Genomic DNA, 17,812 nt, shown 5'->3' on the forward strand with positions numbered 1-17,812 from the left:
CTAAAATAGTTGATGTTAAGGTAGGGTTGCGTGCGAGTATTAAGTGATAGGGATTAGCGCCATAACTAAGTTTTTAAGTTAATCAAGTTGTAACAAGCGGGCTAATTTAGTAAAACCATATCTAACAGAAAATCTACAATTGAGATATATGTGATTTTTCTTACCGGATTGGGGCTCTTGAGACTTCTTTGGCGCCTTTTGTACTTATGATTGCCTTTGATTGCAAAAAGGGACTAATAAAGGATGAATACCAGTGAGAAAATAGAAATAAAGATCCATAAGGCCAAAGCTAACAATATGGGTTTAACTCCCGTGGCCCGTAAATCTTCGATAGAAATGGTAGAACCTACCATAAAAAGGGTTGCAACCAAAAGCCTTTTGGCTATAAATACGATTGGTCCGGTGGTTGTTTCGGGTAAAATGTGGTAACTGTTAATGGCTATGGCACCAATAAATAACAGAATAAAATATGGAATTCTAATTTTTTTACCCTGGGTACCGAACAAGAACATAGAGAGCACCGATAGGGGTATAATCCACAAAGTTCTTGAAAGTTTTACCGTCGTAGCGATCCTAAGGGCTTCATCGCCGTATTCAATGGCCGCCCCTACGACCGAACTGGTATCGTGTATGGCTATGGCGCACCATAGTCCGAACTGTTCTTGTGTCAATTTAAAAAAGTGACCTATTGTCGGAAAAACAAAAAGAGCAATGGAGTTTAACAGAAATACAACCCCTAGGGCAATGCTTATGATCTTGCCCTTACTTTTGATTACTGGTGAAATCGCTGCTATGGCACTTCCGCCACAAATAGCTGTACCAGAAGTGATAAGGTGGCCAAGTTTCAGGTCAAGTTTCAAAGCCCTGGTCAGTACCCAACCTAGTGATACTGTTAAAACAATGGAAGAAGCGGTCAGACCCAAGCCTTCTTTGCCGGTTTGAAAGGTTTCTTCGAGGTACATGCCGAAACCGAGACCAATGACCGAAATTTTAAGGAAATAATGAATGGCCCTATGGCAGTATTGTTTAAAGGGATTTGAAAAAATAAGGGTAAATATAAAACCCAATACTAATGCCGTAGGACTGTTTATTTTGCCTAAAAGTGCCGTGCCGATAATTAGGAGGTATGCTGTTTTTAAAAAAATACCTTTCATATCAATTCGTATGATTTGATACAAAAGTACATGCCTAAAACAAGCCTTTAGCACAGTAATTTGTTATCTGATATAACCAAAAGTTATAGTGCTCCAGATTGAATTTTTATAGCATACCGTATTTTGCAAAGGCGTACTTAGCTATATAGGAACCGGTAGAAAACTAAAAATGCAAGTTTCTTTTAATATCGCAATAATATGGTTAAGCAAGTTTTTCCTTAAAAAAGTCAATAGTACGTTTCCATGCTAATTCTGCAGCTTCCCGATCATATCTTGGGGTAGTATCGTTATGAAATCCATGATTCGCATTTTTGTAGATGAAAGCCTTGTACTCCTTATTATATTTTTTTAATTCTGCTTCATAGGCGGGCCAACCTGCATTTACCCTTTTATCGAGCTCCCCGAAATGAAGCAATAAAGGAGCGTTTATTTGATCAATGTCCTCAGTTGGTTGTCCTCCGTAAAAGGGAACGGCCGCACTAAGATCAGGGACCTTAACGGCCATCATATTAGATATCCATCCGCCAAAACAAAAGCCGACGACTCCTACTTTACCATTACAATCCGGATGATTTTTCAGATATTCAAAAGCAGCTATAAAATCTTCCAACATTTCATTGCGATCTCTTTTTCGTTGTAGTTCGCGACCATCATCGTCGTTACCGGGGTAACCACCCAATGGAGTCAACGCGTCGGGCGCAATGGATAAAAACCCGGCCAGTCCTGCTCGTCTACCTACGTCCTCTATATGTGGGTTTAGTCCTCTGTTTTCATGGACTACCACTATACCCGGTAATTTGTCTTTGGCGTCCTTAGGTTTAGACAACAAAGCTTTTATACTACCGCCTCCTTGTGGGGAATCGTAGGTGATAAATTCAGAGCTAAGGTCGGGGTCGTCCGGTTTGATCTGTATTTTTTTGACATAATCCGGAGAAATAAAACCAAGTAGGGAAGTCACGGTTATTCCACCTACGGCATAGGTGGATAATTTGTCTAAAAACAACCTTCTACTTACCCTGTCGTGGGCGTAGTCGTCATATAGGTCAAAAACTTCTTGTTTAATGTCTTCTTTTTTCAGTTTTTTCATGATGTTATTTTTAGTCGGCGGATAAGTAAATAAATTCAATAATCCTGTCCGGGTTAATAAAGCCTTGTCCGTGAGTTTGGTCCCATTCCGTTGATAAACTCATTTTTTGTGTTTCTTCTAAAGATTTACCTTCAGATCTAGCCTTTTTGACCCTTTCCCTTAAGGTGATAAGAATGTCCAAATAACTTTTCAGATCTTCTTTTGAAGAGATATTACCATGGCCGGGTATAATTTTAGTATCATCGTTTACTATATTGAGGGTCATGGAAACGTTTGATATCAATCCGTCTATATCACCTCCATTGGCAATGTCTATATACGGATAGCGGCCACTAAAAAAGTTGTCGCCCATATGAATTACATTGTTCTCAGGAAAGTAATAATAGGTGTCCCCATCGGTGTGGGCGGGATCTACGTGCATCGCATGAATGCTTTTGTCATTTCCGAGGTATAAGGTCATTTTGTCGTTGAACGTAACAACGGGGTAGGCTTCTTTAGGTCGAGGAGTATTCCCTTCTGTCATTCTTTTTCGCACGTTCTCATGTGCGATGATCATGGCGCCGGCATTTGCCAAATTTTCGTTGCCTCCAGTATGGTCTCCGTGTACGTGGGTATTAAGCACAAAGTGGATAGGTTTATTGGTCAACGTATTAACGTGGGCCACAATTTTCTCTGTCAATGGTCCAAATTGATCATCGATAAGATAAGCGGCTTCTTCACCGATTGCAAGGCCTATATTACCACCGGAACCAAACAGTACATAGATGTCTTCGGTAATTTTTTCGGATGTAATCTGGACCTTGTTAAAATCTCTTTGAGCAGATAAGGCAGTGCTAATACATAGCAAGGTGAAGAGTATATTTTTTCTCATAGTGTTTTTTTCTTTAAGGTAAAACATTTTTAATAAACCTTTCTTTGTAGGCCCGGCCAATGGGGAGATTTGTATGTTCGTTCAAACGAACATGATTGCCGGTAATCTTTTCAATTTTTGAGGTGTTTATTATATACGACCTGTGAATTCGTATAAACGTATTTGAATTTAGATGTTTCTCCCAATATCTAAGTGGTTCTTGCGATAGAATTTTTTTGTTAGTGGTATAAAGCTCCGTGTAATCGGCATCTGATTTAATATACAGAATGTCGTTTATAGTTACTTTAATAAGTTCATAACCGGATTTCACAAATACAAAATCGCGAGTCGTAGGGGGTGGAGAGTTATTTTTATCGGTAGGTCGGTTTAGCTGAACCTTGGATACGGCCTGTACAAAACGTTCAAAAGAAAAAGGTTTTAATAAATAATCTACAACGTTATAATCATAGCTTTCAAGAGCATACTCTGAAAATGCCGTGGTTAATATTACATGAGGCCTATTGGTTAAAGTTTTTAGAAAATCTATACCCGATATTTTAGGTAAGTGAATATCCAGAAAAATCAAATCGATAGGTTCCGATTGTAAAAAATCCATAGCCTGTATGGCATCGGTAAAAATGCCTTTTAAGACCAAGGTGTCCATGTCCCCAATAAATTTTTTTAGAACACGTTGTGCTGGCGGTTGATCTTCTATGATTATGCAACGTATCAAAAGGTTATGTTTTTAGGTTGATTCTTAGCTTTACATGGTATAGGTTTTCTTTTGATGTAATATCTAGCTTATGGGCATTCGGATATAATATTTCCAATCGCTTTTTTACATTTTTTAAACCAATGCCTTTGGAGAGGCTTTGGGTGTTTCCCATAGGCGAGAAAGAATTTTTGCATTCAAATTCCAAAATATTACCCTCGCAAACCTTAATGTCAATATTAATAAATATATTTTCAGATTGGCTCGCCGTACTATGTTTAAATGCATTTTCTATAAAGACATTTAAGATAAGAGGGGCAATTTTATATTCGGGTTTAATGTTCTGGGTATTAAAAATGACTTCTCCACGTTCTTCGATCTGCAGTTCGTTTAATTGTGTAAAACTCTTTAGGTGGTCAATTTCTTTTGGGAGGGCGACAAAATTTTCTTTACAGTCGTACAACATGTATCTGAGAACAGAGGACAACTCCAATATAATTGAAGGGGTCTTACTGGATCGCTCAATGGCATAAGAGTACAAATTATTAAGATTGTTGAAGAGGAAATGAGGATTGATCTGTGATTTAAGATATTGCAACTCGCTCTCTTGAACGGCATTTTTAAGTTCCTCTATCTGTTCTTGTTTTTTTAGGGCGTCCCAACCAAACTTAAAACCAGATAAAATGGTAAGTACAGGTATTATGTCAAAAAATACAAAATAAATGCCCGGAAAGATATCGGCTCGTTTTGTGCCAGAGTAGAATATCTTTTCTAGAGCAACCTCTTCTATTAACATTAGCGCAATAATCGTCAAGAGTACGCCCCCAAAAAACTTCCAATGTTTTTTCTTGTAAAGAAATGATGGCATCAGGTAGTAAGATATAAAAATAGCTCCCGCGCAATAAGATCCAAAGGTCAATATCTGAGCAAGGGTAACACCCGGGTCGTTTTTATCAAAGCTATAAAAAAGAAATACCAGTGTATAGAGCACTATTTGAAATATAATCTCTTTGGTATTGAGGGATAGTGATTTTAGAGCCTTCGCCATTTTATAAAAATAGACTTATTTCTATCAATCACTGAATAAAAACCGTTAGCGACATATTTAAACGGTCGAACACCACCGTGTACATTTCATAGGTTTCAGGGCCTATTTTTTTAGTGAAAGAATTATTGACATGTAAGATGGGGATGTTGGTGAAATTAATTCCACACCCTCTTATTTAGATTTAATAAAAATAATTTGCACAATTGGATGTAGGCGTTTAGTTTTGCGCATATTGCTATAAACAAGTCTGATCATATAGGAATCTTTTTACTAGTATAAACCAATTTAAACGAACCGATACTTTTATGAAGAATTACACATTTAAGAAATTTATAAACGACCTTCATTTATGGGCCGGATTGGGTAGTGGAATCATTTTGTTTTTGGTTTGTCTGAGTGGTACCATACTTACATTCGAAGAGGAAATAAAAGCGGCATTTTCAGAAGAATTGACGATCGACTCCAATGGCAAGGATTTAATGAGCGTAGAAACATTAAAGAAAAAGTTAGAAAAAGAAGGTGTGGTGAGCAGTGTAACCATACCCGAAGAAAAAAACGGATCATATGCCTTTTCTGTAAAATCTGATCCAAAACAAAGAAGGGGCACTACCTTTTATGTAGACCCGTACACGGGAGATTATCAAAAGCAACAAAAATCCTCTTTGGACGGATTTTTCATGTCCATGTTCAGGTTGCACCGTTGGTTGCTGTTAGACACTAATATCGGTAGGCCTATCGTAGGAGTAGCGACCTTGATTTTTCTATTTCTATCTATCAGTGGGTTATATCTGTGGTTTCCTAAAAAACTTAAATGGAAGAATTTTAAATCTGGTTTTAAGATCAAGTTTTCTGCAAATTGGAAACGTATTAACCATGACTTGCATAACACACTGGGGTTCTATGCCTGTATTTTTTTGGTTATAATGACCTTGACAGGCCTTTGTTGGTCTTTTGAATGGTATAAAGATGCCAGTAGTGCAGTGCTCGGAGCCAAAGTTTTTGGAGCTAGGGGTGGCGGTCCAAAATTTGAATCGGCCGTAACAAAGGGGCAAAAGCAACTATCGGTCTCGGAGATCATAGAAATAACGAATAAGGAATTGGATTATAACGGGGAGATCAGACTTTCTTTTGCTACCCCAAAAAGCGGGGTTTATTCAATATCTAAAACAGGAGCTTCTTCTTTTTCTCCTGTTACCTCCGATAAATTAATATTGGATAGGGACGGAACTGTCTTGAATAAAGAGATCTTTAGCGAAAAACCACTAAATGTTCAAATAGCATCTCTGATAAAGCCTCTTCATACCGGAAATATATTCGGAACATTTTCTAAAATAATATATTTTCTGGCTTGTTTGATAGCCACTAGTCTTCCCATTACAGGAACCTTAATATGGTGGAACAAACTTCAAAAGAAGCGCAAAAGAAAGACAAAGGTAATAAGTATGGCAAAGGCTGCTTAGCACAGTTTTGTTCGGCATCCACTAATCTAAAGATCACATGTGCTATATGTCAATTCTTAAGTCTATAGCACTGTTTTTACGGAAAAAGGTGTATCTAATTGATATTATGGATAATATATTTTGTGTTGTTCAATAATGTATTGGTGATTTTTACGAAATCCTTTTCTGCTTCCGCGGTTTATTGTTTACAGTAGATAAAATAAGTATCATACAAAGTTTACTTTTTGTGATGTTGTACCATTATATTTTAAATAGCGCTCTAAATGCGGTATCTTTGATACATGATTTTTATAGTCTAAAAGCAATATTATTATTTAAACAACTATTTACTAAATGAATCAAGAAATAGATCAATTAGCCGCAGATAATATTAGGGCGTTGGCCGTAGCTATGGTAGAAAAAGCAAACTCTGGCCACCCTGGTGGACCAATGGGCGGAGCTGACTATATGCATATTTTATATTCGGAATTCTTTAATTACGATCCTGCCGATATGCATTGGCCTTTCCGTGATCGTTTTTTTATGGATGCCGGTCACCTTTCTACTTTGATGTATGCCCAATACTATTTGTTAGGGAATTTTAAAAAGGATGATATTGCCAACTTTAGACAATGGGGGTCTGTAACACCCGGTCACCCGGAAGTTGATGTGGCAAGGGGAATAGAGAATACCTCTGGGCCCCTTGGTCAAGGCCACACTATGGGAGTGGGCGCGGCTATCGCAGCAAAATTCCTTCAAGCTCGTTTTGGAGATTGGATGAACCACAAAATATATGGCTTTATATCTGATGGGGGTGTACAAGAGGAGATTTCACAAGGAGCAGGGCGTATTGCCGGGCATTTAGGACTGAACAACTTTATCATGTTCTATGATGCCAATGATGTGCAGTTGTCTTCAAAGACCGATGAGGTAACCTCAGAAGATACGGCTAAGAAATATGAAGCTTGGGGCTGGAAAGTAATAACTATTGATGGTCATGATCACGATCAGATCAGAAAAGCACTTACAGAAGCCAATGCCGAAACGGAAAAACCAACATTGATCATTGGCCATACCATCATGGGTAAAGGATGTGTTACCGCAGATGGGTCTATGTACGAAGGTTATACCGAATTGCACGGAAAACCTATCGGTGGAACCGGTGCGGACTATAAAAAAACTTTAGAGAATTTAGGTGCTGATGTAGACAATCCTTTTGATATATATACCAAGGTTGCAGAATATTATGAAGATGTAATAGGTAGAAAAAAGACGGCGGCCCATGCAAAGAAATTGGAAATAGATGCATGGAGGGCAGAAAATGCAGAGCTTTCTGCTAAATTGGACAGTTTCTTTGATGGAAAATTACCGGAACTGGATTTTGGTTCGATCGCACAAAAAGAAGGGCAGGCGACAAGAGCGGCCTCTTCGAATGTGTTAGCATATCTAGCGGAAAATGTAGAAAATATGATCGTTTCTTCCGCAGATTTGTCCAATAGTGATAAAACAGATGGTTTCTTAAAGAAAACGACCGTACTTAAAAAAGGAGATTTTTCCGGAGCTTTTTTACAGGCAGGTGTCGCTGAGTTGACTATGGCCTCCATTGCAAATGGTATTGCATTGCACGGTGGTATTATACCGGTAGTGGCTACTTTCTTCGTTTTCTCCGATTACATGAAGCCGGCCATTCGCTTAAGTGCAATACAAGAATTGCCAGTAAAATTTGTATGGACACACGATGCGTTTAGGGTAGGGGAAGACGGACCAACACACCAGCCAATAGAACAAGAGGCACAAATTAGGCTATTGGAGAAATTAAAGAACCATAGCCATGAACAAAGTTTTGTAGCCTTGCGTCCGGCCGATTCACAAGAAACCAATGTTGCTTGGAAAATGGCAATGGAAAACCAAAAGACACCTACTGGTCTAATATTGTCCAGACAAGGTATAAAAGATATACCGGCACAATCGGGTAGTAGATATGAAGCTGCATTGGGAGCTGAAAAAGGAGGTTATTTGGTGCAAGAAACGAATGATCCCGATATTGTTTTAATAGCAAATGGGTCTGAAGTAGCTACTTTGGTGGCTGCCGCAAAGTTATTGGAGGAAAAAGAGAATTTAAAGGTTAATATCGCATCTATACCTTCAGAAGGTATTTTTAGGCAACAACCGAAAGAATATCAAGAAAATGTAATACCAAGTAATAAACCAGTGTTTGGTTTAACTGCCGGCTTACCCGTAAACTTAGAAGGTTTGGCCGGCCCCAACGGAAAAGTTTTCGGACTTGAACATTTTGGTTACTCTGCGCCTGCAACCGTGTTGGACGAGAAGTTTGGATTTACAGGAGATCAAGTATATGGTCAGGTAATGGAGTTTTTGAAAAAGTAATAAACAATTAAAAAAAGAAGAAAATGAAATTTTTTATAGATACAGCAAATTTAGAAGATATTAAAGAAGCCCAGGATATGGGAGTTTTGGATGGTGTTACTACAAATCCGTCCCTAATGGCAAAAGAGGGTATTACCGGGGCCGAAAATATTCTTGAGCATTATAAAAAAATATGCAGCTTGGTAGATGGTCATGTAAGTGCGGAAGTAATTTCTACCGATTTTGAAGGCATGGTGGAAGAGGGAGAAAAATTGGCAGCCCTTAACCCACAGATTGTTGTGAAACTGCCTATGATCGCCGATGGTGTAAAAGCATGTAAGTATTTTTCTGACAAGGGTATCAAAACAAATGTAACCTTGGTGTTTTCTGCAGGCCAAGCATTATTGGCCGCTAAAGCTGGTGCTACTTATGTTTCGCCATTTATAGGTCGTTTGGATGATATTTCAACAGATGGTCTTGGACTTATCTCCGATATCAGGTTAATTTATGACAACTACGGTTTTGAGACCGAAATATTGGCTGCTTCCGTAAGACACGTAATGCATGTGTTGGATTGTGCTAAAATAGGAGCGGATGTAATGACCGGTCCATTGTCTGCTATTAAAGGGCTTTTAAAACATCCTCTAACCGATATAGGGTTGGCCAAGTTTTTGGAAGATTACAAAAAAGGGAACTAAAGGTTTTCTATAGATATATAAACACCTAGCTCTTGTAGTTGGGTGTTTTTTTATGCTTTTTTCAAACGATATAACGCTATATCCTGTTATTGAGTGTACACTAAAAAACAATAATTTGTGAGTAATATGTAGGCACTTGATGGTTTATCGTTATTACATAATGTTTAAATTTACGAAGCAACCAAAAATTTATGATTCGTGCGGTACTATTTCAAGATTTTGACATTGTTCATAATTACCTTTTTTATTCAAAATTGTAAATCGGATAAAAAAAGAACACCTGACAAAGAAGTGACACAAAAGAACACGGATGCCGTAATTCCCAAGTTTACCGAAAAGGATGTATTGGTCAATAAACCCGATAGCATAGAAACCCCTCGTGGTATGGTATGGATACCTGGAGGTAAACTCAAACAAGGGGCCGTAGACCAAGATAAGATGGCGATGGAACATGAAAAACCGGCAATAGATGTGGTAGTAGACGGATTTTTTATGGACATTACGGAAGTAACCAATGCCCAATTCGAGGAATTTATAAAAGAAACAGGATATGTTACGACCGCAGAGAGGGCTATTGATTGGGAAGAATTAAAAAAGCAAGTGCCCGAAGGAACAGAAAAACCGCATGATTCTGTATTACAGCCTGGAGCACTTACCTTTAAAAAGGCAAAATCATCAGTGCCCAACCTATATGATTTTTCGCAATGGTGGGACTGGACAATTGGAGCGGACTGGAGACACCCCAACGGTCCTAACAGTAACATAGATGGCATGGATAATTATCCTGTAGTTCAAGTTTCTTATGAAGATGCCTTGGCCTATTGTGAATGGGCAGGTAGGCGTCTTCCAACAGAAGCAGAGTGGGAGCTGGCAGCGAGGGGAGGAAATGAAGGAACAACGTTCTTTTGGGGAGACGATAGTGCCAAGTTGCCTAAAATGGCAAATACTTGGGAAGGAGAGTTTCCCGTTACCAATACCAAGGAGGACGGATATGAACGTAGGGCCCCAGTAAAGTCCTATCCGCCAAATGAGTACGGACTTTACGATATGGCGGGCAATGTTTGGGAATGGACCAGTGATTGGTACAATGCCAATTATTATAAAGACGTGAAGGCCACAGGTGCCGTTTTAAAGAACCCAACAGGTGCCGTTGAGCCATTTACACCTAATAATCCCTATGCCCAAGAAAAAATAATTAAAGGAGGTTCTTTTTTGTGTAGTGCCAGCTATTGTGCTAGTTACCGTGTGTCGGCAAAAATGGGGTCCAGTATAGATTCGTCATTGGAACATACGGGTTTTAGAACCGTTGCCACTGTTGAATTGTTAAATAAATAATATTTTTTTGTTACGCACATAATACTTCTGTTCCACCAGTGCTGACTATAAAAGGTAAAAAAACCTGTTCGATTTAAAATAGAAGTATATTGTTAAGTTGTTGGTAATTAATGCATTGTATTTGTTTTAGTGTGGAAAAAGAGGGCTGTCAATAAAAATTAGGGGTCTTTCAGAATTATTTTCCGGGTCAGTATTTACATCTTATACCGCTTTATTTTACTGTGAAAACTTTTAATAACTTAGCTGTAAGGTTTTTATTCAAAAAACTACTTTTGTATTGGTAAGAATAGATTGAATATAAATATTATGTCGGAAGCAATAGAGAGAATTAAAACATTGATTATAGGGTCTGGTCCTGCTGGCTATACAGCAGCTATTTATGCAGCCAGAGCCGATTTAAAACCTGTTATGTATACAGGTATGGAGCCTGGAGGTCAGTTGACCACTACTACAGAGGTAGATAACTTTCCGGGGTACCCAGAAGGTATAGACGGGCCTTCTATGATGGCTCAATTACAACAACAAGCCGAGCGTTTTGGTACAGAGGTGCGTATCGGAATGGTGACAGCGGTTGATTTTAGTGAAAAACCTGGCGGTATTCACAAGGTTACGGTAGACAACGATAAACAGATAGAGGCAGAAACGGTAATTATTTCTACAGGGGCCTCTGCTAAATATCTAAATATCCCCAGTGAACAAAAATTACGGGGAGGTGGTGTTTCGGCATGTGCGGTATGTGATGGCTTTTTCTATAAAGGGCAAGATGTTGCCATAGTTGGAGCAGGTGATACGGCTGCTGAGGAAGCTTCTTATTTGGCCAATATATGTAACAAAGTGACCATGTTGGTAAGAAAAGACCACATGAGGGCATCAAAGGCAATGCAGCATAGGGTCAAAAGCCTTAAGAACATTGAGATAAAATTCAATACCGAGGTCGATGAGGTTTTAGGAGACCAAGTGGTGGAAGGCCTTAGAATGGTGAACAACCAAACAGGGGAAAAGGAAGAGATAGCCATTACCGGTCTTTTTATAGCTATTGGGCATAAGCCGAATACCGATATTTTTAAGGGACAGTTAGACATGGATGAAACCGGGTATATAATCACTAAGGGAAAATCTACGAAAACAAATATTCCTGGGGTATTTGCCGCGGGAGACGCTCAAGACAAAGAGTACAGGCAGGCAATTACAGCTGCAGGTACCGGTTGTATGGCAGCTTTGGATGCCGAGCGTTATTTAGCTACAATAGACTCTATGGAAGAGACTGTAGCAGATCCAGTATAACTATAATTTAGTTTTATATATAAAAAGCGCCTTTTAAGGCGCTTTTTTTGTTGGATAATTGTTGTCCTAATCTATTCTTCTATAGTTTTCAGAGAAGGTTCTATTGCCTTCGTCATCCAATGTTATTTGACTGTAATTGTCTTTGTCCAGTATTAGTTCAAATTTGAAGACTTGAACTGTATCTTGAATTTTCATCATTTCGGCAGAACCGTATTCCAAACGTTCCTCAAGTTCGTTTTCAGTATTTTGATAAGAGCCAAAACCAAACCATTCGGCCGGATCATCGGGTGAGTATCTGGTCCACATAACTTTACCTTTACTGTATATTTTTATCTGTCTGTAACCATTGACATTAAAAAGCGTATCCGATACACCAGATTCATCATAATTATATCGGTTGATAAGTTCCCAAGTTCCCTCTAAAGAGTAATTGTTCTGTAGTTTTGAAGAAGTGATACTGGTTAATGATACCAATAACAGCATCAAAAAAACCAATCCAAGTATTTTTTTCATGGCCTAGTTGTTTAATGATTATTAATACCATAAAAGATACAAATAAAATTGATAATTTAATAAGAAATTAACTATTTTATTGAAGAAAATACATTACAAATGATTTTATAAATCATTAAGAAAACTATTCAAAACATTTGTCAGTTTTTTAATGTCTTTGGTGGAATGGCCGGCCGATATTACAATGCGGCTCATTGTTTCGGAAGTTGACTTGGGGTAGTTAAAGTTGGTTACAATTATTTTATGGTGTTCTAGGTATTTTACTAGTGCTATGTCTTGAAATGTAAAGGTTGGATGACCGCTCATATGCCTAAACTTTTTTAACAAGGTCATCTGAGACAAGAATAACTCAATATTATTTCTTAAAAGGGCTCTTTTTTTATTGTATATCTTTTCGGCTTCCATAAAAGTTGCCATAGCGCTTGGGCTTGCGGGACTGGCACCACCATAAAAAGAAGTGTTTTCCATGGCCTCTATAGTTATTTTGTCTCCAAAAACCGCTCCTGCCTGTATGGCAAATCCTTTGCCTAAAGAACAACAGACCAAAAGCTGTTTGGGGTTTAGTGCTTTTAAGGCTTTATAGACTCCACGACCGTTTGCTCCGACGATTCCGATGCCATGAGAATCATCGGCAACTATGATCATTTCTTTAAGAGGTAAAATTTTTAGGCTTTCAAAATCGGGATAGCTTCCGCCAGAAAAGTCTATTGTATCTAAAAATAGCACCGGAGTTTTGGCATTGGGCTCGTTAAGATAATTGCGTACCGCAATGTTTAAACTAGCATAGGTGACGTAATTCTTGACTGTGTTGCGAAACAACGCCGAATGGGTGTTGGGGGCATAAAAGGGCTTGCAAGTTTTTTTATGGATAAACTCAGAAACAAACTGTCCGGCCAAATAACCTGATGATAATGTTAGACAATCTTCACTTCCTACCAGATTTGCCAGATAACTTTCTGCCTCATCAAAAATGGTAAAGCGAACGTTGGATTTTCTGGAGGCACTGTAGTTGGTTCCGTATTGCTTTATATTCTTGATAAAAAGCTCTTGAAATTCGGAGTCGTACTGCAGCCCCAAATACGAGGTTCCACCAAAATATAAATATTGGTTTCCGTTGGTGTTTAGTACCCTTCCGGGAAAATTATCTATATAAATAGCCATTAAATCATTGTTATGCCGCTACCTGCCAATGTCGGAAACACGACTTGTCCGTCGGCTTTGATCTCTACCCCTTGGGCTATATCCTCTTTTAAGAGTAGTGCACCGTCCATATCTACATAATCCAGTTGTGGTAATAGTTGTGCAATGGCAGAAATACCTACGGTAGATTCTGTCATGCAACCTACCATTACTTTTAAACCTAATTCTTTGCCTTTTTTTATCATGCGTAGGGCAGGGGTGAGGCCCCCACATTTAGTCAGTTTTATGTTGATACCATTAAAGTGCAACGCACATTTTTCTACATCGCCTTCTATTATACAACTTTCATCGGCAATTACCGGAAGCACACTATGATGTGTTACCAGCTCCATGCCTTCCCAATCGTCCGCTTTTAAGGGCTGCTCTAAAAACTCTACTCCCAAATCTTTTAAAAGTGGTGCATTTTGTATGGTTTCTTTTGCGGTCCATGCACAATTGGCATCGATTCTAAAAATGGCATCCGTATGTTCTCTCAGTTTTTTTACAATGGCAACATCGTCGTCAGTTCCTAATTTTATTTTATATATGGGCCAGGGCATTTCCGTCATTTTCGATACCATTTCATCTATCGGTGCTATACCAATAGTGTAGTTTGTAGTAGGGTAATGATCGGTATTGGTATCCCACAGTTCATATAAGGGTTTACCTTTTATTTTTCCATAAAGATCATGGGCCGCCAGATCCAGTGCACAAATGGCAAAGTTTGTTAGCCCCTTAGAACACAAAAAGGCATGGAATTCTTCGGGTATGGTAAAATGGAAATTCTCGATTTCTTTTCTGATAGATTCTATTTCGGTCATCATGCTCTGTACCGTAATCTTGTAATACGGGTTAGAGGTGGCCTCGCCATAACCGGTATGCCCATTTAACGAAAGACTTACGATCAAAGAGTCTTGAAAATCATGGGATTCCCTTGAAATACTAAAGGTATGCTTTAGGGGGAGTATGTATTTTTTAAGGTGTATTTTCATAATACTAAGATAGGGATAAGCCATGTACCTAAAAATGAAAACCCATTGAAATTTCAATGGGTTTTATAGATCAGTTGTTCTAATAGCTAACTCTAATATTTATGGACACTGCCCGAAACTGATTTATTCTTTTTTACCGTAGCCCCTCCGGAATAGGAAATATTGGCACCACTACTGGCGTCGGCGGTAAGAAGATCCGATACGTTTACATTAATGTTGGCACCGCTACTACCCTCTGCCCTACATTCTTTTGAAAGTAGGTTTTTGGCATTGATATTGGCACCGCTGCTTCCATCTACATAAACTTCTCTGGCCTTGCCGGCTATTTCTATGTTGGCTCCACTACTGGCATCAATGTCGATTTGGTCCGCTGTTACCTCTAAATTTAATATAGAGCCACTACTGGAGTCAATATTGATATCGTCTCCTTTTACCATGTTTTGGGTGGTTAAATGTGCTCCACTACTACTTTTTAACGATTTTACGTCGGGTAAAGAAACAAACACCTTTTTTGTGGCCCTTCCGATATTTTCTACGGCATGTATCTTAAGCTTTCCGTTTTCTATATCGGTACCTATTAAATCGATTATATTTTCGTCGGCCTCTACGGTAATACTAAAATTATCGTCTTGGGTCACATAAACGTCCAGGCCTTCAGAAGCATGTATGGTGGTAAAGTCATCGGTGACTTCTCTGGTTTCCTCTACGACGGTTCCATTACCGGTTTTACCCGATCCAAAATCGCCGAAGTTAATGTCAAAACCGCACGATGATAAAAAGAGCGCAAGAAAAAGTGCAATGGTAATTCTAATTAGTGTTGTCATGATCGTTTGTTTTTAGATTGATTGTTTTTTTGAATGATGTAAAGATGTTGGTCGTAAGAGATTTTTCAAAATCCTTACGGACGAACTGTTGAATTTTATTACCGAGTTGCAATAAATACAACCATCTGTTCTATTAGTTTATTTTTTGGTTATCGATATCCGATGAATCAATGTTCACCGACCCTTTGTTTGAATCTATATTGATGTCTACCTGTTCTTCATCATTGTCCTTGGCCTTGATACGAACCCCGTCCTCGTCTATTTTCATTTTAAAGGATTCTCCATTCTCATCATTGAATTTTATGTCCACGCCTTGCCCGTTGATGCGGATGCGATTATTGCCCTCGTCTTCTTCGTCGTCCATTTCTTCTGGGCAATCGAGACAGGTAAGCTCATTGTCATCCGTCATTTTCCAGGTATACGGATCCAAATAGTCCATGTCGTTATCGGTATCGGCCCTCATGACCCAACTACGTCCATCTCCTTTGTCGTATGTAAGAATGGTGCCTACGGGAACAAAAAGGTTTACACGTACTTCTTGGTCGTTAAATTTGGTATGTCCGGGAGTTTCCAGAAAATTGTTCAACTCTATGCTATTGCCCTCTACTTTGTAATGGTACGCAATTTGCTCAGCGGTTTCTTTTGCTCTGATAAAAGATGGTCCGTTGGCTTCTTTTCTGATCTCGATACGAAAAATGGAGTCTTTGGATTTTCTTATACGAAACCTAACATCTTCCGAAACCAGCAATTTATCACCATTGTCATCATGGGTAATCATCATATTGCCCATATGAATTTTGTTGTCCCTTCCGTGATTATGGGTGGCCAAACTAATACGTAAGGTATCCGATGGATTTTGAATCATAATTTCTTTCTCTATGGTAGCACTGCCCGAATACGCATGTGATGCCGCTTCCCTTATGCCGAATACTATCAATAGTATCAATGAAATCAACCACAGTCCCAATAAGCTGAACTTGGCTATGTTGCCTATTGATTTTAAATTGGTGACCAAGATTTTTAAACCTAGATAGAGTAGAAAGAAGAAAGGAATACCTACCACAAAGAATGCCAATAAAGAAACCAACCAAATGGGTAGGTTGCTAGAGTTGACTACATGGTAAAAATCAATACCGGGAACATGCACCATATCTAATATACCTACAGAAATCAATCCTATAAAAAGCCCTATTAGGGTAGAGGCGCCTATAATGATCAATAATATGCCTATTAGCTTTCCAAAGATCCTGAAGAAGAACATTATAATGTCTCCAATGGTATCAAAAAACGTTTTCCCTCCTTTTTTGACGGTATTGCCCACTTTTTCATAGTCAACACTTTTTACACGATCCGCAACGTCATCAAAACCCTCTTTAACTTTACGTTCAATATTGCTTATGTTGACTGCTTCTCCTCTCATATCCAATTTCTGAGCCGTGGTAACGGCTTCGGGGATCAAGATCCAAAGAAGGCCGTATAAGAGAATGAACGATCCTGCGGACCCAATGGTCAAAAAGATCCAAAGCAAACGAATCCAAATAGGGTCTATGCCCAAATAATGGGCCAGTCCGGCAGAAACACCGGCCACGTATTTATGGTCTATATCTCGGTATAGTTTTTTCACCCTATTTGGGGAAGACTTGGCTTTTTTAGATTTGGGTTCGTCCTCAAAAATATCTTCGTCCACCATATAATCTTCTGGCTGTCCCATGATGGCAATAACCTCGTCTACTTCTTTTTGGGTAATTACCTGTCTTTCGTTTTCTAATTTCTCGTAGAAAAGCTCGGCAATTCTAGCTTCTATATCGGCTAATATTTCATCGCTTCCCGGGGTATCGGCAAAGGAGCGCCTAATAGATTCTAGATACCTGCGCATTTTATTGTATGCATCTTCATCTATGTGGAAGAGCATATTGGCTAAATTTATATTTACGGTCTTGTTCATTTTCTTAGTTGTTTTTTGTGTTGGTAACCAGATCGGTGGCTTTTCTTAATTCGTCCCAAGTGGTGTCCAGCTCTTTTAGAAAAAGTTTGCCGGTCTCGGTCAGGGTATAGTATTTTCGTGGTGGTCCGGATGTGGACTCTTCCCAACGATAGTTTAGCAGGCCCGCATTTTTTAATCTTGTTAATAGCGGATAAATGGTACCTTCTACCACCAGCATTTTAGCGTCTTTTAGCGTATCTAAAATTTCGGAGGCATACTTGTCCTGTCCGTTAAGGATGGACAATATGCAGTATTCCAAAACTCCTTTACGCATTTGCGCTTTTGTATTTTCTACGTTCATAATGTCTTTTTTCTTTTTATGCAGTCCCAGCTCCTGTGGGTATTG

General features: G+C 38.8%; 16 protein-coding genes. 5 read left to right on the plus strand and 11 right to left on the minus strand.

Annotation, left to right across the window (positions count from 1 at the left end; translation table 11 throughout):
• Positions 1-233: 233 nt before the first annotated feature.
• The 5 genes from AB657_RS02075 to AB657_RS02095 all read right to left on the minus strand — a co-directional run bounded on the left by AB657_RS02075 (position 234) and on the right by AB657_RS02095 (position 4,851).
• Positions 234-1,154: a YeiH family protein gene (locus AB657_RS02075; protein ID WP_047244983.1), complete on the minus strand. Its 921-nt coding sequence runs from the start codon at positions 1,152-1,154 to the stop codon at positions 234-236.
• A gap of 202 nt (positions 1,155-1,356) precedes the next feature.
• Positions 1,357-2,241 carry a dienelactone hydrolase family protein gene (locus tag AB657_RS02080; protein ID WP_047244984.1) on the minus strand — a complete coding sequence of 295 codons (885 nt, stop codon included), beginning with the start codon at positions 2,239-2,241 and terminating at the stop codon, positions 1,357-1,359.
• 10 nt (positions 2,242-2,251) lie between these two features.
• Complete coding sequence (locus AB657_RS02085) at positions 2,252-3,112, minus strand: MBL fold metallo-hydrolase (protein ID WP_047247738.1); 861 nt, start codon at positions 3,110-3,112, stop codon at positions 2,252-2,254.
• 13 nt (positions 3,113-3,125) lie between these two features.
• Positions 3,126-3,824, minus strand: coding sequence for a LytR/AlgR family response regulator transcription factor (locus AB657_RS02090; RefSeq protein ID WP_047244985.1), 699 nt, complete (start codon positions 3,822-3,824; stop codon positions 3,126-3,128).
• A 4-nt stretch (positions 3,825-3,828) separates the two neighbouring features.
• Entirely contained in the window at positions 3,829-4,851 is a 1,023-nt protein-coding gene (locus AB657_RS02095) for a sensor histidine kinase (RefSeq protein WP_047244986.1), read from the minus strand.
• A 305-nt stretch (positions 4,852-5,156) separates the two neighbouring features.
• On the opposite strand from AB657_RS02095, the gene AB657_RS02100 reads away from it, so the two are divergent.
• The 5 genes from AB657_RS02100 (at position 5,157) to trxB (ending at position 11,974) form a co-directional block, all read left to right on the plus strand.
• Complete coding sequence (locus AB657_RS02100) at positions 5,157-6,311, plus strand: PepSY-associated TM helix domain-containing protein (protein ID WP_198146860.1); 1,155 nt, start codon at positions 5,157-5,159, stop codon at positions 6,309-6,311.
• A 333-nt stretch (positions 6,312-6,644) separates the two neighbouring features.
• On the plus strand, positions 6,645-8,678 hold the full coding sequence (locus AB657_RS02105) for a transketolase family protein (RefSeq protein WP_047244987.1): 2,034 nt from the start codon (positions 6,645-6,647) through the stop codon (positions 8,676-8,678).
• Positions 8,679-8,701: 23 nt separating this feature from the next.
• The gene (fsa, locus tag AB657_RS02110) at positions 8,702-9,355 is read left to right on the plus strand and encodes a fructose-6-phosphate aldolase (protein ID WP_047244988.1); all 654 of its coding nucleotides are present in this window, start codon (positions 8,702-8,704) and stop codon (positions 9,353-9,355) included.
• A 219-nt stretch (positions 9,356-9,574) separates the two neighbouring features.
• A complete protein-coding gene (locus AB657_RS02115) occupies positions 9,575-10,690 on the plus strand; it encodes a formylglycine-generating enzyme family protein (RefSeq protein ID WP_316933204.1) in 1,116 nt (371 codons plus the stop codon).
• A 306-nt stretch (positions 10,691-10,996) separates the two neighbouring features.
• A complete protein-coding gene (gene trxB / locus AB657_RS02120) occupies positions 10,997-11,974 on the plus strand; it encodes a thioredoxin-disulfide reductase (protein ID WP_047244989.1) in 978 nt (325 codons plus the stop codon).
• Positions 11,975-12,040: 66 nt separating this feature from the next.
• On the opposite strand, the gene AB657_RS02125 is transcribed toward trxB, so the two are convergent.
• From AB657_RS02125 to AB657_RS02150, 6 genes are all read right to left on the minus strand, one after another.
• Positions 12,041-12,487 carry a hypothetical protein gene (locus AB657_RS02125; protein WP_047244990.1) on the minus strand — a complete coding sequence of 149 codons (447 nt, stop codon included), beginning with the start codon at positions 12,485-12,487 and terminating at the stop codon, positions 12,041-12,043.
• 105 nt (positions 12,488-12,592) lie between these two features.
• Positions 12,593-13,648 (minus strand): pyridoxal phosphate-dependent aminotransferase family protein, encoded by a 1,056-nt coding sequence (locus tag AB657_RS02130; RefSeq protein ID WP_047244991.1) that lies wholly within the window; start codon positions 13,646-13,648, stop codon positions 12,593-12,595.
• Positions 13,648-14,658 carry a dipeptide epimerase gene (locus tag AB657_RS02135; protein ID WP_047244992.1) on the minus strand — a complete coding sequence of 337 codons (1,011 nt, stop codon included), beginning with the start codon at positions 14,656-14,658 and terminating at the stop codon, positions 13,648-13,650. The genes AB657_RS02130 and AB657_RS02135 overlap by 1 nt, the downstream gene beginning before the upstream one ends.
• Before the next feature lie 92 nt (positions 14,659-14,750).
• Complete coding sequence (locus tag AB657_RS02140; RefSeq protein ID WP_047244993.1) at positions 14,751-15,482, minus strand: head GIN domain-containing protein; 732 nt, start codon at positions 15,480-15,482, stop codon at positions 14,751-14,753.
• A 133-nt stretch (positions 15,483-15,615) separates the two neighbouring features.
• Positions 15,616-17,427, minus strand: coding sequence for a PspC domain-containing protein (locus AB657_RS02145; RefSeq protein ID WP_047244994.1), 1,812 nt, complete (start codon positions 17,425-17,427; stop codon positions 15,616-15,618).
• A gap of 4 nt (positions 17,428-17,431) precedes the next feature.
• Entirely contained in the window at positions 17,432-17,767 is a 336-nt protein-coding gene (locus AB657_RS02150) for a PadR family transcriptional regulator (RefSeq protein ID WP_047247741.1), read from the minus strand.
• Positions 17,768-17,812 lie beyond the last annotated feature (45 nt).

The sequence above is a fragment of the Maribacter thermophilus genome (assembly GCF_001020565.1).
Lineage (GTDB): Bacteria > Bacteroidota > Bacteroidia > Flavobacteriales > Flavobacteriaceae > Maribacter > Maribacter thermophilus.